Annotated in this window: 17 protein-coding genes and 5 tRNA genes; 5 read left to right on the plus strand and 17 right to left on the minus strand. The window is 45.7% G+C overall.

Annotated elements, in window-relative coordinates; genetic code table 11:
• Nucleotides 1-120 precede the first annotated feature (120 nt).
• Nucleotides 121-1,407, minus strand: a complete 1,287-nt coding sequence (locus tag HC752_RS11290) for a DEAD/DEAH box helicase (RefSeq protein ID WP_190335229.1) — start codon at nt 1,405-1,407, stop codon at nt 121-123.
• A 416-nt stretch (nt 1,408-1,823) separates the two neighbouring features.
• On the opposite strand from HC752_RS11290, the gene HC752_RS11295 reads away from it, so the two are divergent.
• Entirely contained in the window at nt 1,824-2,072 is a 249-nt protein-coding gene (locus HC752_RS11295; protein WP_190335230.1) for a hypothetical protein, read from the plus strand.
• Nucleotides 2,073-2,162: 90 nt separating this feature from the next.
• On the opposite strand, the gene HC752_RS11300 is transcribed toward HC752_RS11295, so the two are convergent.
• The 13 genes from HC752_RS11300 to HC752_RS11360 form a co-directional block, all read right to left on the minus strand.
• Nucleotides 2,163-2,378: a DUF3820 family protein gene (locus HC752_RS11300; RefSeq protein ID WP_190335231.1), complete on the minus strand. Its 216-nt coding sequence runs from the start codon at nt 2,376-2,378 to the stop codon at nt 2,163-2,165.
• A gap of 319 nt (nt 2,379-2,697) precedes the next feature.
• On the minus strand, nt 2,698-4,374 hold the full coding sequence (locus tag HC752_RS11305) for an amidohydrolase (protein ID WP_190335232.1): 1,677 nt from the start codon (nt 4,372-4,374) through the stop codon (nt 2,698-2,700).
• Nucleotides 4,375-5,030: 656 nt separating this feature from the next.
• A tRNA-Cys gene (locus HC752_RS11310) sits at nt 5,031-5,104 on the minus strand.
• 63 nt (nt 5,105-5,167) lie between these two features.
• A tRNA-Leu gene (locus HC752_RS11315) sits at nt 5,168-5,254 on the minus strand.
• A 281-nt stretch (nt 5,255-5,535) separates the two neighbouring features.
• The gene (gene cobA, locus HC752_RS11320) at nt 5,536-6,255 is read right to left on the minus strand and encodes a uroporphyrinogen-III C-methyltransferase (protein WP_446751438.1); all 720 of its coding nucleotides are present in this window, start codon (nt 6,253-6,255) and stop codon (nt 5,536-5,538) included.
• A gap of 153 nt (nt 6,256-6,408) precedes the next feature.
• Nucleotides 6,409-7,221 carry a formate/nitrite transporter family protein gene (locus tag HC752_RS11325; protein ID WP_190335234.1) on the minus strand — a complete coding sequence of 271 codons (813 nt, stop codon included), beginning with the start codon at nt 7,219-7,221 and terminating at the stop codon, nt 6,409-6,411.
• Nucleotides 7,222-7,387: 166 nt separating this feature from the next.
• On the minus strand, nt 7,388-7,711 hold the full coding sequence (nirD, locus tag HC752_RS11330) for a nitrite reductase small subunit NirD (RefSeq protein WP_190335362.1): 324 nt from the start codon (nt 7,709-7,711) through the stop codon (nt 7,388-7,390).
• Between the two features lie 20 nt (nt 7,712-7,731).
• Entirely contained in the window at nt 7,732-10,290 is a 2,559-nt protein-coding gene (gene nirB, locus HC752_RS11335; protein WP_190335235.1) for a nitrite reductase large subunit NirB, read from the minus strand.
• 499 nt (nt 10,291-10,789) lie between these two features.
• Nucleotides 10,790-10,863, minus strand: a tRNA-Cys gene (locus tag HC752_RS11340).
• 122 nt (nt 10,864-10,985) lie between these two features.
• Nucleotides 10,986-11,072: transfer RNA gene (locus tag HC752_RS11345), tRNA-Leu, on the minus strand.
• A 117-nt stretch (nt 11,073-11,189) separates the two neighbouring features.
• Nucleotides 11,190-11,263, minus strand: a tRNA-Cys gene (locus HC752_RS11350).
• Nucleotides 11,264-11,458: 195 nt separating this feature from the next.
• Nucleotides 11,459-12,907, minus strand: a complete 1,449-nt coding sequence (viaA, locus tag HC752_RS11355; RefSeq protein WP_190335236.1) for an ATPase RavA stimulator ViaA — start codon at nt 12,905-12,907, stop codon at nt 11,459-11,461.
• 14 nt (nt 12,908-12,921) lie between these two features.
• Nucleotides 12,922-14,580 carry an ATPase RavA domain-containing protein gene (locus tag HC752_RS11360; protein WP_190335237.1) on the minus strand — a complete coding sequence of 553 codons (1,659 nt, stop codon included), beginning with the start codon at nt 14,578-14,580 and terminating at the stop codon, nt 12,922-12,924.
• Between the two features lie 280 nt (nt 14,581-14,860).
• Between HC752_RS11360 and HC752_RS11365 the strand changes: the two genes are divergently transcribed.
• Both HC752_RS11365 and ltaE read left to right on the plus strand, forming a co-directional pair.
• Complete coding sequence (locus tag HC752_RS11365) at nt 14,861-15,382, plus strand: NUDIX hydrolase (RefSeq protein WP_190335238.1); 522 nt, start codon at nt 14,861-14,863, stop codon at nt 15,380-15,382.
• A gap of 5 nt (nt 15,383-15,387) precedes the next feature.
• Nucleotides 15,388-16,407 (plus strand): low-specificity L-threonine aldolase, encoded by a 1,020-nt coding sequence (ltaE, locus tag HC752_RS11370; protein ID WP_190335239.1) that lies wholly within the window; start codon nt 15,388-15,390, stop codon nt 16,405-16,407.
• A gap of 253 nt (nt 16,408-16,660) precedes the next feature.
• Here ltaE and HC752_RS11375 read toward each other — a convergent pair whose 3' ends face one another.
• Nucleotides 16,661-17,872 (minus strand): glycerophosphodiester phosphodiesterase family protein, encoded by a 1,212-nt coding sequence (locus HC752_RS11375; protein WP_190335240.1) that lies wholly within the window; start codon nt 17,870-17,872, stop codon nt 16,661-16,663.
• A 509-nt stretch (nt 17,873-18,381) separates the two neighbouring features.
• On the opposite strand from HC752_RS11375, the gene HC752_RS11380 reads away from it, so the two are divergent.
• Nucleotides 18,382-19,650, plus strand: coding sequence for an outer membrane protein transport protein (locus tag HC752_RS11380; RefSeq protein WP_190335241.1), 1,269 nt, complete (start codon nt 18,382-18,384; stop codon nt 19,648-19,650).
• Nucleotides 19,651-19,824: 174 nt separating this feature from the next.
• Here the strand turns inward: HC752_RS11380 and HC752_RS11385 are convergent, their stop codons facing one another.
• A complete protein-coding gene (locus tag HC752_RS11385; RefSeq protein WP_190335242.1) occupies nt 19,825-21,075 on the minus strand; it encodes a DEAD/DEAH box helicase in 1,251 nt (416 codons plus the stop codon).
• Nucleotides 21,076-21,155: 80 nt separating this feature from the next.
• The gene (locus tag HC752_RS11390; protein ID WP_446751436.1) at nt 21,156-21,803 is read right to left on the minus strand and encodes an acyl carrier protein phosphodiesterase; all 648 of its coding nucleotides are present in this window, start codon (nt 21,801-21,803) and stop codon (nt 21,156-21,158) included.
• A 371-nt stretch (nt 21,804-22,174) separates the two neighbouring features.
• Between HC752_RS11390 and HC752_RS11395 the strand changes: the two genes are divergently transcribed.
• Nucleotides 22,175-23,383: an aromatic amino acid transport family protein gene (locus HC752_RS11395; RefSeq protein WP_190335244.1), complete on the plus strand. Its 1,209-nt coding sequence runs from the start codon at nt 22,175-22,177 to the stop codon at nt 23,381-23,383.
• Nucleotides 23,384-23,784 lie beyond the last annotated feature (401 nt).

Below are 23,784 nucleotides of genomic sequence, written 5' to 3' on the forward strand. Positions count from 1 at the left end.
CCAATGGATGCTCTTTTCTGTTCTTATGAGGTGAAGGTCATGCCCTCATGATGCGCTGGTCATTGACCTCAACGCACGGATCATTTACCGCGACGCCCTATCATTTACCCCGACGCGCTATCATTTACCCCGACGCGCCTTAATGCGATTCATCATAGACAATCTGCGCTCCGCAGACGCCTGATCTTTCGGTGCATCTGGGTTATTGGTTCGACCACGACGTTTCTTAAAAGCGTCTTTGCTGTTGAGTTTTTCAACATACGCATCACGTCGCTTGGGCTCATACCCTGGTTGTTCTACGCGGCGAATGCGCTGTTTGATCAGATTTTCGACCTGCACCAGCGTCAGCTCTTCCTCACGGCTAACAAACGAAACCGCATGACCTTGCTTACCTGCACGCCCTGTTCGACCAATACGGTGAACATAATCTTCAGCTAGGAAAGGCATGTCGTAGTTGATCACGTGCGGAAGCGAGTCAATATCCAACCCTCGCGCAGCCACATCCGTTGCCACCATCACGCGAGCTTTGCCATCTTTAAAATCATCCAATGCGCGTCGGCGAGCACTTTGTGCCTTGTCACCGTGGCAAAGTACGGCTTTAATGCCATCCAATTTAAGCTCTTTAACGATCTCGTTCGCTGTTTCTTTGTAGTTCACAAACACCAGAACTTGTTGCCAGTTCTTACGCCCAATCAGCTCTGAAAGCAGTTCGGTTTTGCGCTCTTGGTCCACTGGGTAAACCACATGTGCCACCGTCGCTGCCGTCGAGTTTTCGCTGTCGACACTGATGCGTTTGGGCTTACGCAAGATATCCGAAGAAAGCTGGTTGAGCTGGCTAGATGTGGTGGCCGAAAACATCATAATCTGTGGCGCGGTTTCGACTTCCATCATAATTTCGCGTACCGCGTTAATGAAACCCATATCGAGAATGCGATCGGCTTCATCAAACACCAGAAACTCAAGGTTCGCTATCGAAACGTTGCCTTCTTGCATGTGCTCACTCAAGCGACCTGGCGTTGCAACAAGAATATCCACACCACTTTCCAATTGGCGAACCTGAGACGACATTTTATTGCCGCCGTAAACCGCTGCCACGCTGAGAGAGGTGTACTTGGTGTACGCTTTAATGTTGTCTGAAATCTGCGCGACCAATTCACGCGTCGGAGCCAAAATCAGCGCACGCGCGGTACAGCGTGAAGGCCGCTTGCCCGAATCCAACAGATGCTGGATCACCGGTAACGAGAACGCCGCTGTTTTACCAGTGCCCGTTTGCGCGGTGGCAAAAATATCGTGCCCTTTACGCGCCATAGGGATGGCTTTTTGCTGAATTGGCGTAAGTTTTTCGTAACCGATTTCGGTTAGTGCTTTCGCTACTTCAGGAGCGAAACCTTGAGAAGAAAATGACATTGAAGCAAGGTCCTTTATCAGACAACCTTTGATGGCTAAAACACAAGCTTAAACGCCGCCTGCCAGCCAATACGGGTACATGAATTTCAATTAGCGGCATAGTATACCCAACTGTACTGAATATGCTAGGCTCAGCGAAGATTGCTTCTTCGGCAGACAGAAGTCTTGCCTCGAACGGTGAAACTCTACCAAAAAGGTTTTTGCCTCTGTATACCTCCTCGTTGTGTTAAAACACACCAACACGACAACATACGTGAATTAGTAAATACATTAATTAGTAAATACATCAGGCGATAAGGTTCTACAGTTCACCTCTAGACCTTGAGATAACGCACTCATGTGGGGTACAGTACGCCCCTTAAAACGCTAGGTGCCTCAGCACCATGCCTGAGTAATACGGAGTACAGGAAAAGAGTATGAACAACGATCTCCCAATCATTGAAACGCTGGATGAGCTTGAACAGTTTCTGGTTTCTGTTGAATCTGGAAGCATAGGGTTGAATGGCGTGGCGGGTATTGCACTGGCAACAAGCCATTCTGATGGTCGCCCTTTCGTTGCGGTTTTGGGTGAGCAACATCAACTGCTGCTTGGTCGTTGGGTATCTCAGGAAGTGTATGAAAACGGCAAAGATCGCGTACGCAACGGCCCAAGTAGAAAGCACTAAGACTGTCGTATAGAACACCTTATGAAAAGCTCAGAGCCTATTGTTAGGCTCTGAGCTTTTTATCCCAACCCGTATAAGATACCGACGGGCTCACATTCTTTTCAGCGGCTTGACTACCGAATCTAAGCCCTCAATTTTAAGTGCAAGGCAAAGCTTTAAAAGTTCACCCAATTCGCCTTGTGGCCAGCCTTTCTTGTCGAACCAAAGCAAATACTCTTCTGGTAAATCTATTAGCGCTCTACCTGCATATTTTCCAAATGGCATTGGCATCCGAGCCAGTTTGATTAAATTTTCTTTTTCTAGCATAACCAGTTCATACAAGAGTCAATTCGCGTCAGGATACCAAATCCTTTGAACAAAAACTGATTCTATCCAACTTAGTGACGATATTAACCACCCTTTATGGTGTGCTACGCGCCCACACAACCCCGTCATGTTAAGGATTTAGACATGATCCCAAATGGTGGATGCCCCCTTCGGCTCTTCACCTTTCAGGCACTTACTCCTATTGAAGTGAAAGAGGAATTTAGGCACGCGATACAGACAACAGCCCACTAAAATGTGGGCTGTGTTTGTCTTCAAACGGCTTCAATCTGCCTATGTATTGGGAGCCTAAACCTTGACATTACTTTTTGTAGATACTCATTCCATCTTTTATGGTTTCTAGAACCTGTATGTCCTTTATCAGCATGGTATCGACCTCTAATGGATTTTTGTCTAGCAACACCAAATCTGCCCTTTTACCCGGCTCGATGGTGCCTTTCTCGTTTTCTTCAAAGTTTTGATACGCACTGTTTATTGTGACGGCTTCGAGCGCTTGGTATGGGCTGATTTTATGGTGCTCACCAAGTGTTTTACCTGTGCGGGTCACACGATTCACTGCCGTCCACATATTCGTCATCATATCCGGAAACAGCACAGGGGCATCCATGTGGATGGTAAACATAAGATCATTTGAGTTTGCCCACCCCATTGGTGATATGTTCGAAGCGCGCCAAGGTCCTAAAACCGAATCACGATGCCAGTCTCCCCAAAAATAAGTATGTGCAGGGAAGAACGATGGGATCATCGTATTTTTCTTCATGCGTTTGATTTGATCAAGACGTGTTGTTTGCGCGTGAATAACCACCGTTCTGCGATCTTTCACCCCATAGATTGAATCGGCTCTTTCAACGGCGTTGAGTAACAGATCCGCAGAGGCATCACCGTTACTGTGGCTAAGGATTTGCGCATCCATTTTATACGCCGTTTCAACCCAGTGATTCATTTCTTCCTGAGATAAAACGGGATAGCCATGATAGTCATAGGCATGGCTATGTGGCGGGACATAATAAGGACTAGAAAGATAGGCGGTTTTCCCCTGAGGAGAGCCATCCCCGACTAATTTTACCCCCGCTAATGTGAAGCCATTGATGCTTGATTTCATTGGCATCAGTGAAGCGGCTTCTTCCAAATCCACCCATTTGGCGTAGGCAATTAAGTCGATTTTCATTAGGTTTTGTTCAGCCATCGTCTTCATGGCAGATAACGCGGGCAGAGTCGCCAGCCCTTCTTGTGCCGTCGTAATACCATAACTGGCAAAGAGATCTTGCGCCTTGGTGAACTTTCGAATTGCGTCTTCCGCCGTTGTTTCAGGCAGGCTATTTAGAATGGCATATACTGCGGACTCCTCTAATACCCCAGTCATTTCCCCTTTGTCGTTTCGGCGTATAACGCCACCGGCAGGATTGGGGGATTCATCGTTATACCCGATAAATGCTAACCCTTTCGTATTACAGGTGGCTAAATGCCCAGACACGTGAACCGCACAAAAGGCAAAACCGAAGCTCATGGCATCCAGCTCTTCTTTGATTGGGTGCCGTTTTTCTTCAAGCTCTGCGTCATCGTAGCCAAAAGCCACATGTAAGATATTCTGGCTGGGATCTTGCGCCTCAAAATAAGGTTTCATTGTCGAGCGGATGTCGTCGAGTGAGTTCACTTTCCCCATGGGTTCAGGGTAGAGATACGGGCTTTCGATTAAAGGAATGTACTGCGCAAAATGCCCGTGCGAGTCGATAAAGCCGGGGACAACCGTTTTGCCTTCGAGATTGCGTACAACGGTATTTTCCCCTTTCAGTTGGAGCATGTCGGCATTGCTCCCTACTGCCATGACTTTTCCATCTTTTATGGCAATAGATTGCGCGCGCTCGGTTTCTCCAGTCATAGGCACGACATCAGCGTGAGACAGGATTAGGTCAGGGCTTGCTAAACAAAAAGAAGAAGCAAAAATAAGGCTAGCGGCGACTGGCGTATATAAATTCATAATTAACTCGCTAAGATTTGGTCAACCATTGGTTACTTTCATTCAATGATACACTCCTGCCTCACCTCCAAAAAACCACTTTTGAACGTAATATCCCATCATATGGCAAACACGGAAAGCTGACCTTATGTAAAGCGAGGCACACCCACAATACTGCGGAAGAAACACGCCATTAGCAAACTCAATTAGTTACAATTTTTCAAAGAGTTGAATGATGGCTTCAGTTCTCTTTCTGCAAATTGCATTGTCAGTCGCATTTCTAACGATTGCTCTTTCATTCTTGACGCTTTCCGCTCCTTTAGAAGATCACGCTCAATGAATGGTCTATCTGACCTTGTCTGAGTACTTCTGAGGCGTTTCTGTGCAGGCAAAACCGACAACCAAAACCGACAACATAGCAGTAAGCAGATGCAACAAGCGTATTTTCATGACTGATTTATTGATAACTATGGATTGTCCAACGCTAGAAATACCACTCATGAAATCGGAAAAAGGGCATTGCTTGGGTTAAATGGTGATGGGATAAATGGTGGCGGGTTAAACGGTGTGAGCTAACGCCATAAAATAACATGCATTTGATAACAAAACGCTGAGATATTTAGCCAGTTAGGGGATGCCATTGATGAAGCTGAATGCTGATAAAGTTGAATAGAATATGGAGGCGCCTCCCGGAGTCGAACCGAGGTTCACGGATTTGCAATCCGCTGCATAGCCACTCTGCCAAGGCGCCATTTTCTAATTTGAGGGGCTTGTTCAGAGTGAACATGACCAACAAAGCACAACGAAATATTGATGGTGCCCCGGGCCGGACTTGAACCGGCACAGCGCGAACGCCGAGGGATTTTAAATCCCTTGTGTCTACCAATTCCACCACCAGGGCAACGCAATATTCTTGCGATGCTGTTTACTGAAGAAGTAAGACACCATCATAGAAACGATTTAACTGCTTCTATTTTTCAGCACCTTAAGCGCTGAAGACGAGGTGTACTTTATCGTAATTCTGTTTTCAGTCAACGGTAAATTTAAAATTCCTGTTTGTTCGGTCAGATTCTATCCAAGTAGCACATCAAAAAAGCAAAAGACCAACCACAAAGGCGCTTGCAACTGGTCTCTTTCTACAGCAAGTCATCGTTAATCTTCGGCTAACTCAAAAGAGGCGTGCTAACACCATTTTAGCTTGTGGTGAAGTTGAGTGACTTCCCCGACAACGATCAGCGACGGGCTCTCTGCTTCCTTGGCAACACGAGGGAGTTCTTTTAACGAACACAGCCATACTTTTTGATCTTTTGTGGTGCCTTTTTGGATAATCGCGCACGACGTATCTTCCGATAGCCCATGAGTAATAAGATTATTCGCGATATGACCGCTTTGCTTTAAGCCCATGTAAAATACTAACGTATTGTTTGATTGGGTCAGCGAGTCCCACTGGATTTCCTGACCGTTTTTTTGAATATGACCGGTAATAAACTGTACACTCTGCGCGTAATCTCGATGCGTCAATGGGATACCCGCATAACTGGTCGCCCCAGCGGCGGCGGTAATACCGGGGACCACTTCAAACGCTACATTATGTTCAGCAAGCGTCTCTAGCTCTTCCCCACCTCGCCCAAAAATGAAGGAGTCGCCGCCTTTTAAACGAACCACTCGCTTGCCTTCGTTCGCTTTATCCACCAAGATTTGGTTGATTTGATCCTGAGGCACACAGTGGTAATCGAGCTTTTTGCCCACGTAAATTCTTTCCGCATTTTGGCTCGCCAGCGCTAAGATTTCTTTTGATACTAGGCGATCGTACACCACGACTTCCGCTTGCTGTATCAAACGATAGCCTTTCATCGTGAGTAGATCCGGATCGCCAGGGCCTGCGCCAACCAACGAAACCATTCCATTTTCGGCAGGAACACGTTTTTTTGCAGATGAAGTCCGTTTTTTTTCGGAAAATGCGTATTGAGAAGAAGACATAGTCGGCTCTATTAATAACATCAGAAAAAGACAAAGAAAAAGAGAAAGAGCCCCTCGAAAGGAGCTCAATATTGATTACTTTGCGTTACGAGCTGGAAGGGTTTTCGCGTGAGTCACGTAGAGGCTCATCGCTGTGATAAGAAGACCGCCCACTAGATTACCCAAGGTCACCGGAATTTGGTTCCATACTAACCAGTCAGTAATAGTGAACTCCGCACCAAGCATCATACCAAGTGGGAATAAGTACATGTTTACAACAGCGTGCTCAAAGACTAGACCAAAGAAAATGAAAATTGGGAACCACATTGCCAGTACTTTACCGCTTACTGATTTAGACACCATTGCGCCAACAACGCCCAGTGATACCATCCAGTTACACAGAATGCCTTTAACAAAAACGGTGATCCAACCGTCCATGCCGTGCTCTGCAAAGCCAAGAGTACGAGAGGTCGATGCTTTAATAAACGCTTGCCCTACTGCTCCTGGGTCCATGCTGAAGTTCATTGTGAATGTCAGTGCAACAAGGAAAGCAACCGACAACGCACCAATCAAGTTACCTAAACCGACCAACAACCAGTTACGCAATATGCCCGCCTTGGTGACACCTGGTCGCTTTTCGAATAATGCCAACGGTGCCAAGGCAAATACACCTGTCAATAAATCAAAGCCCATCAGGTTTAAAATACAAAATCCCACAGGAAACACTAACGCCCCAACGATAGGCATGCCCGTTTGCACAGCCGCGGTAATGGCAACGGCTACGGCTATCGCCAATACCGCGCCCGCCATGATCCCGCGAATGAGCGTATCACGCGTAGACATAAACACTTTGCTTTCGCCAGCATCAATCATAGTTTGAACGAATTCAGCAGGTTTTACGTAAGACATACTCGACCTTATTCCCTAAGAAAGTTAAAAATTAAAATTGAATAGACAAAGGTTCCTTGCACTTCCTTGCTCTTGAAAAATACTGGAGAGCGAGAAACCTTTTTGCTATTGAATTTCAATAGGTTTGAACCCTTTCGATATTTGAGTTCAAGAAACGCGCCGCAGTTTAAGCGGAAATTTCAACAATGCCACTATTCACCCGTGCTTGATAAGATTTCACGTTAAAACGCTCATCTTCCATACATACCCCCGTCGCTAGGTTGAAACGCTGCTTTTTAAGTGGGCTTGCTACCCATAGCTCCCCTTTATGCTCGCCTATCAAACCACGCGACAGTACGTTTGAGCGTGCAAAAGGATCGGTGTTACTGATGGCGAATACCGCCTCTTCTTCTGTAGGGCGAAACACCGCGACTTGTTGCCCGCCCACTAACGCACAAACACCTGTGCCGGGGACAATGTCGTTGATATCGCAAATTTGTTCAAACATGATCGCTTTACCTTTCGTCATGATTACCCCTCCAGTTCCACGTGCAAGATGTCGCCTTTGGCATTGGGATGTTTTTCTGCGAACGTCGCAGGTCTATGCTGCTCACGTTCTGGCACAAACAATACGTTGTCGTCGCGCTTGTCAGAGTTAATGAAATGCGAGAAACGCTTAAGCTGAGTTTCATCGTTGATGGTGTCGGTCCACTCACAGCGGAATTCCGATACCAATTTGGCAATGTCGGCTTCCAATTGGTCATTCAGCCCTAGCTTGTCGTCTACAATGACCTCTCTGAGGTAATCGACACCACCTTCTAGGTTCTCTAGCCATACCGACGTGCGCTGAAGCGGTGCCGCTGTTCGAATGTAGAACATCATGAATCGGTCGATGTAACGAATCAGTGTCTCTTCGTCTAAATCCATGGCCAACAGGTCTGCGTGTCTTGGCTTCATTCCACCATTACCGCACACATACATGTTCCAACCCGCGTCAGTCGCGATGATACCCAAGTCTTTCCCTTGTGCTTCTGCACATTCACGGGTACACCCTGATACACCAAACTTCATTTTGTGCGGAGTACGAATGCCTTTGTAGCGATTTTCGATGCGCGAACCTAAGCCCACTGAATCTTGCACGCCATACCGGCACCATGTCGAACCCACACACGTTTTCGCCATACGAAGGGCTTTCGCGTACGCCTGCCCTGTTTCAAAGCCCGCGTTTATCAGCTTGCGCCAAATATCTGGAAGGTCGTCTTTTTGTGCGCCAAACAAACCGATGCGCTGAGCGCCGGTCACTTTGGTGTATAAGTTGTATTCTTCGCCTACCTGAGCCAACGCCGCTAATGCTTTTGGCGTCACTTCACCGCCCGCCATTCTCGGTATCACTGAATACGTGCCGTCTTTTTGAATGTTTCCAAGGAAGTTGTCGTTGGTATCGTGCAGTTTGACCAACTGCGGTTTAAGAATGTGTTCGCCCCAGCATGACGCTAAGATAGAACCCACCGCAGGTTTACAGACTTCGCAGCCGTACCCTTGTCCGTGCTTCTCTAGTAATTCGTCGTACGTTTTAATTTCTTCAATGCGAATCAAGTGGAAGAGTTCTTGGCGCGAATAAGCAAAGTGTTCACAAATATCGCTTTTCACTTCAATGCCCGATTTCGCCAGTTCTGCGTTTAAAACGGAAGTGACGAGGGGAATACATCCCCCACACCCTGTTCCGGCTCCCGTCACGGCTTTGATGTCTGCCAGCGTGTGATGCCCTTCGGCAACCGCCATGGCAATTTTGCCTTTGGTCACGTCAAAACAGGAACAAATCACTGCGGTTTCAGGCAATGAATCTGCGCCCAAAGACGGTTTTTCTGCCCCTGCGTGAGCAGGTAGTATTAAGGTATCCGGGTGTTCAGGTAGGTCAATTTCATTCAGTTTTAGTTGCAGCAAATCACCATAATCAGACGTGTCACCAACCAGAACGGCCCCAAGCAGCTTTTTACCGTCTTCTGAAACGGTAATGCGTTTGTATATTTCATCTTCTTCGTTTTGATAAACGTAGCTTTTCGAACCCGGTGTGCGACCATTCGCATCACCAATAGAACCCACTTTCACGCCCAGCAATTTAAGCTTGGCACTCATGTCCGCCCCTTCAAACTGGCTTTCGTTCCCTAATAAGTGGTCTACGGCAACCGTCGCCATTTTGTAGCCCGGCGCCACTAGTCCGTAGAAGGTTTGATTCCAAGAGGCACACTCACCTATCGCGTAAATGTTGTTGTCCGTCGTTTGGCAATGGTCATTAATTTCAATACCACCACGAGGTGCAACGCCCAATCCCATTTGACGGGCAAGTTTGTCTTGAGGGCGAATGCCCGCGGAGAACACAATGAAATCCGTTTCGAGTTCGGTGTCGTCTGCAAAGCGCATAACGTTGCGAGCTTCGACACCTTCCGGTGCGATTTCTAGGGTGTTTTTGCTGGTGTGGACTCGCACGCCCATGCGCTCAATTTTGTTACGAAGCTGCAATCCGCCTTGTAAATCAAGTTGTTCTGCCATCAATACTGGGGCAAATTCCACCACATGCGTTTCAACACCCAGCGCTTTTAGGGCACCCGCCGCTTCTAAACCGAGTAAGCCACCGCCAACGACGACACCGATCTGGCTTTTCTTCGCACACGCTTCGATTTCTTTTAGATCTTCAATGGTTCGGTACACAAAACAATCTTTGCTTTCGTTCCCTTTGATGGGGGGAACAAACGGAAAGGATCCGGTGGCAAGTACCAGCTTGTCGTATTGAATCTCACGCCCGCTGCTTGAATACACCCTTTGTTTTTCACGGTTTACGTTAATCGCTCGCTCACCGATCAACATCGTTATGCCGTGTTTTTCGTAAAAGCCTTCTTTAACCAGCGAAAGCTCATCAGCAGTGTGATGGGAGAAATAAGACGATAAGTGGACACGGTCGTAAGCAACACGAGGTTCTTCACAAAACACGGTAATGTCTAATTCAGACACGTCCGTTTTGTCGACTAAATCTTCGATATAGCGATGGCCGACCATGCCATTCCCTATTACGACTAGCTTCAACTTGCTCATAAGGCTTCCTGACGATTTTTATTCTTAACTGAGCTTATTCTTAATTGTGAAAGGACATGAGAACATGATGTAAATCAATTACGATCCCAAACTACCCTAAAGGGGTAGATCAAACGAATAAAGATTAATCAAATTTATCGAAATATTTCATACAAATCTTTAACAACAAAGACTTAATATCAACACCAGACCAATTCCTTAATTGTAATTTAAATACAGTTACATAATTAAATTACAATATTATCAATTGAAATCTTGGTATTAATGTAATTATGCAAGACCGTCTGTTCGTCTACTTTCACGGTTTTATGGAAATCGTTAGTCGAATTGGGGCTGATTGAGCGAATAGGAGAACCCATTTCTAGGATTCCATGCCCAGATGAGCGTGACTTTTTGATGGCTCAGATTCTAGGGATTCTCAATGTTCTAGATCGCCCTCTATATATGCACAGCAAGGATGACACACAGGATTGGAGAAAGAAGAGAAAGAAGAGAACAATGGAGGCGCCTCCCGGAGTCGAACCGAGGTCCACGGATTTGCAATCCGCTGCATAGCCACTCTGCCAAGGCGCCATTTTTGATTTGCTTAATACGAACGTTTGAGTAGCTATTGGGATGACCCGACATGTCGGTCGGTCAGTTTGAGCACTGAGATGATGAATCTCAATAATCGTTCACTAAAAATGTCATATTGATGGTGCCCCGGGCCGGACTTGAACCGGCACAGCGCGAACGCCGAGGGATTTTAAATCCCTTGTGTCTACCAATTCCACCACCAGGGCACGCAAACTTGTTGCGATGCTGCTAACTGAAGCGTTAAGACACCATCAAAGATACCGTTATATTAACCATAAGTTATATTAACAATGCGTTATATTAACCATATCTTTTCATTTGAATGGAGGCGCCTCCCGGAGTCGAACCGAGGTCCACGGATTTGCAATCCGCTGCATAGCCACTCTGCCAAGGCGCCAATTGAATCGCTGAAGCTATCCGCTCCATTGCGTTCGAAGCACACTTTACGGATCCATCGTCAGGAGTCAAACAAAAATTGATGTTTTTCATTTGGTTGCTGATTAATAAAGCAAAGCGGCGCCAGTTTGATCTCTATTTGTCTAAAATTCGCTGCTAGCAACTGAAACCCATCGTGAAAGGAAGGATAGAGTCGTCACCACTTTTTAAAGATTCGCCCAACCAAATTGGGGTGATATGACCAACAATGGTCGAACATCGACATCAATTGAGGGTTACCATATTTAGACAAACAAATGGCATGGAAACGATTGGACTTTTCTTTAAGCTGATTCACTTTTTGCAAAATGTGTTCCGGTTGCTTGGGTGCGATGAAATCAGAAATGACCACCAAATCCGCGTTACGGTATTTGTAGGTAGACATCAAATCAATCGACTTTTCGATAACCGGATCGATATCGGTCCCGCCATGAAAGGTGTATGAAAGAAAATCACTGGCCTCTCGTAAACCGTCTTGCTTCGTCAACTCATAGGTAATTTGCTCGGTAGAGAAAATGATCACATAGCACTCTCTCCCCTCTGCTAACGCAATTTGCATCAACGCATACGCCATCGCTTTGGCGCACTGTTCAGGAAAACCACTCATGGAACCTGAAGCATCAACGCAAATAATGAATGGCCCTTTCTCTATCTCTACCTCTGCGTTGTCTGGCGTTTTTGCTCTGACTTTTCGAAGCTTGCGAGATTTGCCTTGGGTTTTGTAATTCATCAATCGCTTATCGATCAAATGTTTGTAGAAAATCACTTCCAATTCAGGGTAAGCCAGAAACATGGTTTCATTGGGTAGCAGTTTATTTAAGTCGTCACTTTCGTGAACACCAACAATGTCGTCGGTGGCTTCGTCGCTTTGCTCTTCAACGATTTTCAATTCTTCGTTTGGTGTTTTATTTAAATCGGGATCGGACACCTCACAAGCCATCCGACCAAGCTGCTCGGCAATCTCTTGTAATGTACCGTTCTTTTTCAAAAAGTCGGCGTGATACTTCATGGTAGAAATGTCCGATTTCGATAATTTGGCCGACGCCATGTCCCACAATTTACCGACTTTCCCTTCATCACCCGATTCAGACACTTTATCCATGCTTTTCATGGTTTCTATGCGCTGATAAAGATCGGCCAACAATTTTTCTTTATCCGCTTCCAGTTCCGTTACCTGAGCCTGTTGTAGTGCTTCACTCAAGCTTTTATACCACTGATCGCAGAAGTAATGAGGGAACATAGGGTTGATCACGCCTTTGTTCTTTTCAAGCAACCGACGGGAAGGCAAATAAAACGCTGAGTGCCACTCTAGGCGCTTGACGACATCATGAATCTTTAAAAAGAATTCATCTTCCGTCCAATGAATCACTTCTTGGTAGAGGGCAAGTTCGTTACGAAAATGTTCCGTTTCACACACCTTCGTCATCTTCTTTTTGACTTTGCCTCGCCACTTCAAAAGGTGATTTTTCATCGAGGTTTTTACGCCACGGTTATTCTCTGCCACCATCATAACCTGAGATCGAGCCATCAAATCGTTAACGGCGGCGTCGATTAATCCGGAGTCTGCAATCATCAATGCGAGGTTTAAGCCATCAGCTCCCAACATGATTCACCCCTAACCTAGTCGAAATACTCATTGAGGTGTTTAATCCGGAATGCACTTTTTTCACATTCGGCTTTTGTCGCTTCTAGACGCTGGCTAATCGCTTGAATACTGGCCTCCATTTGGGTAGGTAATTCGGGGTCGATGAAACTGTGCGGTAAAGCGCCATGAAAATCCGATTTCACCTGAAGTAAATGATGCTCTGCGTGGGTCAGCTGCGTTAGAGCATGGCTGGCTTTCGCACTCCACTCTTCAAACACACTGTGTTCTGGCCCATCTTTCGTCACCAACGTCACCAGCACGGAGCGATTGGCGATGTCCTTAACCACGAGCTGCTCATCGGCATTTAAGCCAAACTTAAGCCGTCCAAGATTGGTGTTTTGGTTCACGTAACCGTAAGCATCACCACCACCATCTTTAATGATGCGCTCCAATTCCGTCATCGAGAGGTACACCCAACGAGTATTCCCTTTCTCTCCTTCCCAAACCGACATATTGCTTTGAAGGAGGGCCAATTTGACCAGCCCAGAGTCGCGCCCGACTTGATAACGCTTGGCGTTGCTGGTATCGAAGTGGTGAATTTCTTTTTTCAGCAATTTACCAGTGCTGTCCATGGAAAGATGCATCGCATATTGGCTTTCAAGCGCTTCTTGAATGTCGTCCAACTCTTCTTTGCATGTTTCTATTTGCTGGCTAATGGTGCCTTGATCAAACGCGGAATGAATGGCGAACTCGCGGACCACCTCTGTTACGATATCTCGCGAATCTGGGCTATTCCACAAACAGTCTTGAAGCAATAAAAGATCCAACGGGTTAATGGTATCGCGACCATTGAAATACGCACTGGCTTTCAGCAACTTCACCGCTTTTTTCCAACGCCTGTCCGACACATACATGTCGGTTTCAAAAATATCGACACCTTCTTCTACGCGCTGTTCAAGCATCGATTTCAATTGGTAGAGTTTTTCAAAACACGATTCAGATAACGAGAGCTTATCAAGCTCCTCTAACCACAAATGGTACTCATCGTTTGTGATGGCGAGACCTTCCGGCAATTGCGCTTCTTGCGGCGTTCCTACCGTTAACATGGAACGGAAATTTTGCTTGTCTTGAATCCGGTTAACGAACACACGAACCAACATCCGGTCGTAGAGCGCCTCTAGCCCACTGTCTTCGTCGGGCAATTCGTTGGAGGCAGAAACCAGTAACCTCATTGGTACTTTTTCGATTTCGTTTCCGTTCTTGAACGTCTTTTCGTTCACCACCGTTAATAAGGTGTTCAATATGGCGGGGCCCGCCTTCCAAATTTCATCCAAGAAAACGACTTGCGCCGTTGGCAAATAACCTTTTGTTAAGCGAACGTACTTTCCGTTGTCTTTCAATTCCTGAATGCTAAGAGGGCCAAACACCTCTTCAGGTGTGGAAAAACGTGTCATCAGGTATTCAAAGTAGGAACTGTTATCAAACGCTTGAATTAGGCGTTTAGCAATAAGGCTTTTTGCGATCCCTGGAGGACCGAGTAAGAAAACACTTTCGCCGGACAATGCGGCAAGCAAGCAAAGCTTAATGGTGTGCTCTCTTTCATACACCCCATCTGACAGTGCATGCACCAGCTTATTTATGCGTTCTGAAAGCAGTGCCTTTTGAGCATGGCTGGGATGATTTGAACCTAGCATTTAGGCACCTCGATATTAGGCAACATGGTTATAAACATATTAGCATTTTTATACATTTGTTATCATTTTGTTACAAGTAATATCTTGTTTTATTAGACTCTTATAGCAGATATACAGAAAAACTATGAAAAGGAAATCTTTGATTACATAAATGAGGTTTTTATCAAATACACATTGATGCTTGTAATAGAAACGTCAAAAGTTGGACTTTTTTCCCTATCGGAGCTTTACAAAACAACGAACAGACAGGCAGTATCAATAAAAAAGCGATGGAAAAGCCATGTCTCGCACAATCCACAGTTGGAAAAATATCGCGCTTTGCGAAGAGGATGTGCCTCTTCCTAATGGAAATCACATCACTCATACCACCATTGTGCATCCCGGTGCCGCCGTTATACTGCCGATTCTTTCGGATGGTAGTATTTTGCTGATTAAGCAATATCGACCAGCATTAAAAAAATGGTTGCTAGAAGTGCCCGCCGGAACCAAAGAACTCAACGAATCCCCTGCAACCTGTGCGAAAAGAGAGCTGGAAGAAGAAACCGGATACAGTGCCTCTGAATGGCACGCGTTAGGGCAAGTCACGCCACTCGCAGGGTTCTGTGATGAAATTCAACATTTATTCGTCGCAAAAAATCTTAAACAAACCAATCGCCTCGCCTGTGATGATGATGAAGTTATTGAGCTTCTTACCTATTCTATAAGTGAAATCGAAGCCGCTATCAGACAAGGCGAACTCACTGATGCCAAAACCATCGCCTGCATTTACAAAGCTAAATTGTGTGGGTATTTGAAGGATTAAATACTATGGATTTTCGTTCTGACACCGTGACATTACCTACTCCAAGCATGAAAAAAGCCATGTCGGAAGCCCTGTTGGGCGACGATGTCTATGGGGACGACCCTACGGTCAATGAGTTAGAAGAATGGGCAGCGAAAAGACACGGCTTTGAGGCAGCCATATTTACCAGCTCTGGCACACAAGCAAACTTACTTGCCTTAATGAGCCATTGTGGCCGTGGAGACGAATACCTTTGTGGTCAACAAGCGCACAACTACAGGTATGAAGGTGGAGGGGCGGCCGTACTAGGCTCCATTCATCCTCAACCCATAGAGAATGAACCAGACGGCACGATATGCCTAAGTAAAGCGGCGGCGGCGATCAAGCCGGATGATTTTCACTTTGCTCAGACAAGATTAATGAGCTTAGAAAACACCATTAACGGAAAAGTGCTGCCACTCAGCTATTTAGAAGAGGCGCGTGCGTTTACACGCCAGCATGGATTACAACTCCATCTTGATGGTGCTCGTGTTTACAATGCCGCGGTTGCTTTGGATGTGGATATACTGGAAATAGCCAAGCACTTTGATTCCATGACCATTTGCCTATCTAAGGGGTTGTCTGCACCGATTGGTTCACTCCTCCTCGGTGATAAGACATTGATCAATAAAGCGCGTCGTATTCGAAAGATGCTTGGTGGCGCAATGCGACAAGTCGGTATGCTCGCTGCCGCTGGGAAACTGGCCATGACAGAGCAAGTCGAGCAACTCAAATTGGATCATAAGCATGCGAAACAGTTGGCATTAAATTTGGCCGCCATTCCCGGATTTCATGTAAAGCCGGAATTAGTCCAAACCAATATTGTGTTTGCAAAACTGGATGAGCATATTGATATCGCTAACATTGCGAACAAGCTCAAAGAGCACGGGATCACAATAAGCCCTAGCAACCCTATTCGATTTGTGACTCACAAAGATGTGTCTTCACAAGATGTTGAAACGCTCACAAACCGCATTGCCGAACTGATCAACACACCCCAAGCTTGAGCAAATTTGATCGTTTCGATCATGTTTTAGGATTCCGACCGTGCTTTAGAAACTCGACCAAGCTTTAGAAACCCGAGTGTGTTTTAGAAGTTCGACTTAGCTTTAGAAACCCGAATGTGCTTTAGAAATTCGAACGCTGTTTTTGTATTTCGATTGCGGTGTTGATATTAAAGAAAAAAGGGAAGCGCGTACTCTTCCCTTTACCGACATTGACCTTTCAGTGCAGACCGAACCTTCCAGTCATCACGACAAATTACAGGTTCATGCAATTCGCATAGTATGTTGTGGTGGCAGGCCAATCTGAAAACACGCCCAATACGCCAACGTCTTTCGCTAACACATCCAACAACACCATGGTGTCGCCATCATTGTTGATTGCGTCTTTAATTGATTGGTAGTACCAACCTCCACCACTCTCTAGTGGCCCTGAGCGCTCAAGCGTCCAAGTAATGATGTCCAAGCCGGCTTTTTTAGCCAATGTTGAGTATTCAGACGGCACAATTTTTCCAGCGGAATCCAGTGTCACTAAAGCGTACATGGGCGGTGCAATAATGTTCACCCCTAAAGCCACCAGATCTTTCATGCCTTGTAGTGTCGGTTTGAAATTCTCATCATTGTAAACGCGGTCATCCAAATACACCGCTTGCTTACCGAATTCTGGGTTGTTCTGAATCCAGTATTTCACGTCATCAAGGTTAAACGATTGGGCAAAGACATCGCTTGCGGGAACACCGGCTGTGCGGTATTCACTCACCATTTTCTGTGCGTACATTTCTTGAGTAAAGCCATTGTACGGCATGTCAACCGCCGGAGATTTTAGCTCAGGCGTCATCTTTACCCCGTATTTTTTAAACAACGCGATACTTTCGGCATGAGTCAACAATGTGCCTTTACTGGAATACAAGTCGGTCCTCCAGTCAGCGGTGCCCTTCATGTACTCTTCAACAGTGGTCGCCATAACATTCGCGCCGTCCATTTTTCCTTTTAAGCGTTTGAATTCTGCCAACGTGAAATCGGAGGTACGGCACTCTGCTTTCGCTTCTTCCCCCGTTGAGGGATTCGCGGGTTGGAAAGGTACCGTGCATTTGGCGGCTAAATCAGGGTATGCCAGTACATCGGTAGTGGTGTGCAAATCACTTTGTGAGTGACGGCATACCAGCTCTTTATCTTTGGTAAAAGTAACATCGCATTCCAGTATCCCTGCCCCCATTTGAATAGCAGCAAGATAGGATTCTTTGGTGTGTTCAGGAAACTGCAATGGCGCACCGCGGTGACCAATTGAGAAGTCGCTGCGATAAAATGGACCTGAGCTGCATTTTTCTAACTTACGCTTAAGCGCACTGCTGTCCATGTCCTCGATTAAATAGGAAGGGCGAGGTCCAAGTTGTACGGCTTCATATGCCATGGCAATAACGGACGGACTCAGCAATATCACTGCTGTCATTGCCTTAAGTAAACGCTTCATTTAGTGACTCCTGTCAGCTGCTTTTATTCTGAAGTAGACACGTTAATGACCTAAAATGACAAACGAGTGAATAACTTATGGCACTTTTGTTTAGCTGATAAGATTCTCAATATATGATTTCCTCCCCCCTCCCCCACACACACAAGACGCCAAAGAGTAAACCTTCACAAATATCGATTAATTCGTACTCATTTCACCGCCCTGCTCAGACAGTAATTTGGCGCGTCAAGACAAAAGAACCAACGGACATCGAAAGTAACATGTCTCTATCGACATAGAATCAGATGAGGTCACCTGTTATTCAGTGATTGATCTGTTTATGTGGATGGAAATACCTATACCCAAGTAACCTCAAACTTAGGATGCAGAGCCTCATTTTATGATTCGGCTTAAGGAAAAGAACGCTGTGGAATGGTCGTCTTTTCTCAGTTCTTTGACGAAAAATTGGAACAGACGATGAGATCCAAAGGGCGAGGTTACTTGGGTATATAAAATGACACGGAGGTCATATGTTAAAAGCAAATCCCCTGAGATCCACCCCCCTGAAGGCATCACTCATTATTGTCGCTGTTCTGGGTTCTGGCGGTGCCCATGCAGCGGGCTATCAAATTGCGTTCGATTCCGTCAGCGGCTTAGGTAGAGCCTACGCAGGTGATGCCGCCATTGGTGACAATGCGACGGCTATGGGAAGAAACCCAGCTACAATGGCATTATTCGAACAAGCGCAATTTTCAGGTTCACTGATTTACTTCGACGCGGCGATCGATGTCGTTGGTTCGAGCAGTGCGCAATCGTCCAGCGATATTGTTCCTTCACAAATGATTCCTGCGAGTTACTACGTTCGACCAATCAACGATCAATGGGCGTTTGGTATTGGTTTATATTCCAATTATGGATTAGGCACCGATCTAAAAGACACGTTTCAGTCGGGAGATGTTGCTGGCGATACCTCGATTAAGTCTGTCAATCTCAACCCTGCTATTTCATACAGAGTCAACGACATGTTCAGCGTAGGGGCTGGGATCAGTTATATCTATGCGATGGGCAAGGCGACGCGCTTTTTAGGAGGCGGCGCACCTTCTTTTGACAAGCAGAGCACAGACAAGCTGCTCAGTTGGGAAGGCGATGGCGGCACCTTCGGGTGGAACATCGGAGCTCTTATTGAGTTAGATGAAAGTACGCGATTTGGCCTGTCTTATCGTGCCAGCTCTACGCCAAAGCTGAAAGGCGACTTTACTGACTATAAACCGCTTGTTGTTGCCATTCCTGGCGGTGGAACCGCACCCAGCACCGCTGCCGTGCCGTTGCCAGCGACTTTCGAGTTTTCTGGCTATCACGATTTAAATACCGCTTTCGCCATTCATTACAGTGCCTTGTGGACAAACTGGAGCGAATACACCGAATTCAAAGCAACGGGTAATAAGTGTACGGTTGATTCAGGCACCTGTTTCTTAAAAAGGGAAAACTATAACGACAGCTGGCGCTGGGCAATAGGGGCAACCTACCAATTGGATCCTTCAATGACGCTTCGAGCTGGGTTGGCGCTCGATGAAAAAGCAGGAGACACCACCTTAAGCATTCCGGATCAAACTGCCATTTGGTACACCGCAGGTATGGCATACCAATACTCGGAAGATTGGTCTTTTGATTTCGGGCTCGCTTACATGGATCGTTCAAGGGAACAATTCACGGAAAGCAGTTTCTTTGCAAGTAACCACAACTATGAAGTGAAAGGGAATTTGGTCATTGTTGGCATACAAGCGAACTATACGTTCTAGAGCAATAAGCGGTATTCGCTGGATTCACGCTCACTTAAGATAAAACGCACTGATGCCTTCTCTTTAAGGTCTGTTTACTTTCTTAGCTTCATCGCCATTTCATTGATGGAGCCACTATTTTATTAATAAATCTATTATTTCATTAATAAAGCTACTAGTAAGAGAGAATCAGACCTATTTTTTCGCTTTACCGCGACCTTTGTGAATGTTCATTTTTGCTTTCATCTTGCGTTTTTCAGCACTTCGACTTTGACGTTTTCTCGGTTTGTCTTCTGGTAGCTCTTCAACCAAGCTAGGTTCAAAACCCGCTAACCATTCCTGAGGCAAACGCTGATCCAACAAATTTTCAATAGCCTTGAGTAAATATTCTTCATCTCTGCTCATCAGAGAAACCGCAAAGCCCTCACTACCCGCACGCCCCGTTCGACCGATTCGGTGAATGTAGTCTTCCGCTTTATATGGCATATCAAAGTTGACGACTTGCTCTAGCTGATGAATATCCAGGCCTCTGGCAGCAACATCTGTCGCAATCAGTGCTCTCACTTTTCCCGACTTAAAGTCATCCAGTGCCTTTTGCCTAGCGCCTTGGCTTTTGTCTCCATTAATGGACGCCGCTTTGATTCCATCCAATTTGAGTTCTTTCACTAACGAGTCTGATCCCTCGCGGGTTTTAGTAAATACCAACACTTGTTGCCAATTTCGTGATCCAATCAAATAAGCCAAGAGCTCGGCTTTACGCTTTTTGTCGACTGGATACACCATTTGTTTGACGGTTTCAGCCGTTGAATTGCTTGGCGTAACTTGAACCTCTTCTGGGTCAGTCAGAATCTTGTAAGCGACTTTCTTGACGTTTCCTGCAAACGTCGCAGAGAAGAACAACGTTTGGCGCGCATCATTCAGCTTGCGAAGTATGCGTTGAATATCAGGCATGAAGCCCATGTCCAACATACGATCGGCTTCATCCAACACCAGCACTTCCGTTTCTGTCAGCTGAATGTTTTTGGTAAACACATGATCAAGCAGCCTTCCTGGAGTGGCGACTAAAATGTCTACCCCACCTTTTACACTCTTCGTTTGCACGTTCATGCTCGTACCGCCATAAACCGCAAGGATTTTTATGTCGAGCCCTTCTGCGTAATCTATCAGGTTGTCAAACACTTGCTGCGCGAGTTCTCGAGTTGGCACCAGCACCAACCCACGTACGAGTTTGTCTTTCCGTGGTTTAGGGCTTTCGATGAGGCGCTGAATGATGGGTAAACCATAAGCGGCGGTTTTTCCGGTTCCTGTCTGCGCCCCTGCCAGTACATCTTTCCCTTGAAGAACAAGCGGAATAGCGCGTTCTTGGACAGGGGTTGCTTCTTTGAAATTCAGTTTAGAAAGGCGGGAAAGAATGGCTGGCTGTAAGCCGAGTTGTTCGAAAGACATGATTCACAAATCCGGGAGCTGTAACAGGAAGCGCGGATTGTATACCCAAACTGCCTAAAGATGCTAGGACGAACAAGGTGTCACAGTTGGTTAAAAAATTGTTTTGATTGTGCCAGAACATCGGGATACAAAGTATCGAATGCCTCAATAAGCGGTTCATAATGCTGACTAAGCACTTCTGAGCACAAACTCAATTTTTCTAATCTTGGGCGGCGCATTGCGATTCGTGATAAAGCAAATTGAATATTTTCGAGCTCGACATAGGACTCCATCCATCGTCCTTCCCACAGATGAGAAGACAGGGTGACATAGCGTGAAGGTAGAACATCAGGCGAGTTTCGCTGAATTAACAGCTCCGAGCTTGAACAAAATTGTTGGAGTGACTGGTTATGATGCTCTGCCCATCGGTTAGCAAGGCAATGATCCCAAAACATATCCAGCGCTATGGGGTAATACCGTCGCAATTCTTTAGGGAAAAGGGGTTTTAGAGATGTCACCAAGCGATGGGTGTCTGTGTAGGAGTCAACAAATCGATGAAGCTTAATACCATCAACAATATCTTTGTGATACCGCCCTTCAGGAGACCCTTTCACAAAGTCCCCTAATAAGTTTCCTAATAAACTGCTTTTGCAATGGTCGGCAATATGAAGATGAGCAAGGTAATTCATGTGTAGCAAGCACGGTACTGAGTGATCAGCATTCGTCTTCGGGCAGTCCTTCTGGCACATAGTTTGATAGGTTTAGCCCAATCTCCATCGCATCAAGAAGCTCAAGGTTCTCTTCATCATTATGTTCTTCAATCATGCTCTTTTCTCCGAATGGGCATTTTGGTGTACCCGCTTTCAATTTAGCTATATATCAATAGACCGGAAATTCCTATCAAAATTCGTTGCCGCATCATTGAAATGTTGACTCGCCTCCAGAAAACATCGCCACTCACACCAATGTAAAAAAAAGTGTACATATGAAGTTTATTTTAGTTTACAAGCATATTTGTATCGTTTATTCCGTTCTGGCACATTCCTAAAATCGTACTAAGTTGATTTCTTTCATTTCTGACTGATCAACTTACCCTTAAAACTCAAAGTCGTAAAAAATAATGAACACTCAAAAATCTCGCATCTTTGGCAGCACATTGATTATTGCAGGGACAACAATAGGCGCAGGAATGCTTGCCCTGCCTCTTGCATCCGCAGGTATCGGCTTTTTAGCGTCGTTAGTCATCATGTTTTTGATATGGATATTAATGGTCTACACCGCTCTTCTTATGCTGGAAGTGCATCAATTCGCAAGTCATGATGCCACTCTTCATACCCTTGCCGAACAATTCCTTGGTCAAAAAGGAAAATGGGTAGCGAGCTGCGCGATGCTGTTTCTGTTTTACGCACTTTGCGCCGCTTACATTGCCGGAGGGGGTGGGCAATTCCATCAACGTTTGGTGTCCTATTTGAGTTTTCCAATCAGTCAGGAGACATCTACCGTTCTATTTACTCTTATCGTTGCGGCGATCGTTACCATGGGCACCGCATCCGTCGATAAAATTAACCGGGTGTTGTTTTTAGTAAAAATGATGGCAATGGGCGTGGCTCTGTATGTTCTGGCACCAGGCATAAACACAGGGCATTTGGTGAACATGCCACTGCAACAAGGGTTACTGATTTCTGCACTCCCTGTTATTTTTACCTCATTTGGGTTTCATGGCAGCATTCCAGCCATCGTAAAATACTTGAATAAAGACATAAAAGGCCTAAGGGTGGCACTGATCATTGGGGCATCTTTACCTCTAATCTTGTACATCCTTTGGCAAATCTCTACGCTGGGTGTGATAAGCCAGAATGACCTTGCCAATCAAAATGGGTTAAGTGCACTTATGGCGTCGCTTACTCATGCCTCTCAGTCGGGAGCCATCAAAAATGCCATTGCCGTATTTGCCGACCTAGCACTGCTAACGTCATTTTTAGGTGTCAGTCTAGGTCTGTTTGAATTCTTAGGGGACAGTCTTAAATCCTTCGTCAAGGCATCACGAACCCGCACCGCTGCCATCACTTTCCTTCCCCCAATGGCGTTTGCTTTGTATTACCCTCAAGGCTTCATTATGGCATTGGGGTATGCGGCCATCGCACTGGTTGTGCTCGCTATTTTCCTTCCTGTCAAAATGGCTCACAAAGCGCGGAAAATTCACTCAGAAGAGTTTGAATACAAAGTCACCGGAGGCACGGCAAGCCTTTTAATATGTACGCTAGCTGGTATCGTCATCATCTCGACGCAATTTCTTATTTCTTTCGGATTTCTAGCATCAACTGGGTAGATTTTAATCACAAAGCGCTTGCAATATAATTTTATTTTGCAAGCGAGAACCGTGTTTTCTTTCAAACTTCATTTAAAAAATTTGAATCTTAGCGCACTTCCAAGTGAATCTGGTGACATATCGAAAACGCAAATAGATTTCTAAAAATGTGACTGCTATATTCAAAAACGTTGTTACTGTAAGCGGTTAATGTGACCTAACATCTTTTTTATGACGTAAAATCCAAAATTATAATGAGGTTGATATGCCGTTGAAATTTTTAAGCTGCGCTCTACGCCCATGTGATACTCAACCAGTTTGTTCCTGTCCAAGCTGTGGCAGTGAAGATTATCTGATTTCGGAAAAGGGCAACATTTTAATTTGTGAGCGTTGTGGGAAGGTTTCAAAGGAAGAAATGCCCG

It is taken from the genome of Vibrio sp. S9_S30 (assembly GCF_014694455.1).
Lineage (GTDB): Bacteria > Pseudomonadota > Gammaproteobacteria > Enterobacterales > Vibrionaceae > Vibrio.

What these genes read in the sequence shown, in the direction of transcription:
- HC752_RS11395 (WP_190335244.1), top strand. Translation starts at nt 22,175, where the DNA reads ATGAACACTCAAAAATCTCGCATCTTTGGCAGCACATTGATTATTGCA.
- HC752_RS11390 (WP_446751436.1), bottom strand. Translation starts at nt 21,803, where the DNA reads ATGTGCCAGAAGGACTGCCCGAAGACGAATGCTGATCACTCAGTACCG.
- HC752_RS11360 (WP_190335237.1), bottom strand. Translation starts at nt 14,580, where the DNA reads ATGCTAGGTTCAAATCATCCCAGCCATGCTCAAAAGGCACTGCTTTCA.
- HC752_RS11305 (WP_190335232.1), bottom strand. Translation starts at nt 4,374, where the DNA reads ATGAATTTATATACGCCAGTCGCCGCTAGCCTTATTTTTGCTTCTTCT.
- HC752_RS11380 (WP_190335241.1), top strand. Translation starts at nt 18,382, where the DNA reads ATGTTAAAAGCAAATCCCCTGAGATCCACCCCCCTGAAGGCATCACTC.
- HC752_RS11375 (WP_190335240.1), bottom strand. Translation starts at nt 17,872, where the DNA reads ATGAAGCGTTTACTTAAGGCAATGACAGCAGTGATATTGCTGAGTCCG.
- viaA (WP_190335236.1), bottom strand. Translation starts at nt 12,907, where the DNA reads ATGTTGGGAGCTGATGGCTTAAACCTCGCATTGATGATTGCAGACTCC.
- HC752_RS11365 (WP_190335238.1), top strand. Translation starts at nt 14,861, where the DNA reads ATGTCTCGCACAATCCACAGTTGGAAAAATATCGCGCTTTGCGAAGAG.
- ltaE (WP_190335239.1), top strand. Translation starts at nt 15,388, where the DNA reads ATGGATTTTCGTTCTGACACCGTGACATTACCTACTCCAAGCATGAAA.
- HC752_RS11325 (WP_190335234.1), bottom strand. Translation starts at nt 7,221, where the DNA reads ATGTCTTACGTAAAACCTGCTGAATTCGTTCAAACTATGATTGATGCT.
- cobA (WP_446751438.1), bottom strand. Translation starts at nt 6,255, where the DNA reads ATGGTTTCGTTGGTTGGCGCAGGCCCTGGCGATCCGGATCTACTCACG.
- HC752_RS11300 (WP_190335231.1), bottom strand. Translation starts at nt 2,378, where the DNA reads ATGCTAGAAAAAGAAAATTTAATCAAACTGGCTCGGATGCCAATGCCA.
- HC752_RS11385 (WP_190335242.1), bottom strand. Translation starts at nt 21,075, where the DNA reads ATGTCTTTCGAACAACTCGGCTTACAGCCAGCCATTCTTTCCCGCCTT.
- HC752_RS11290 (WP_190335229.1), bottom strand. Translation starts at nt 1,407, where the DNA reads ATGTCATTTTCTTCTCAAGGTTTCGCTCCTGAAGTAGCGAAAGCACTA.
- nirB (WP_190335235.1), bottom strand. Translation starts at nt 10,290, where the DNA reads ATGAGCAAGTTGAAGCTAGTCGTAATAGGGAATGGCATGGTCGGCCAT.
- HC752_RS11295 (WP_190335230.1), top strand. Translation starts at nt 1,824, where the DNA reads ATGAACAACGATCTCCCAATCATTGAAACGCTGGATGAGCTTGAACAG.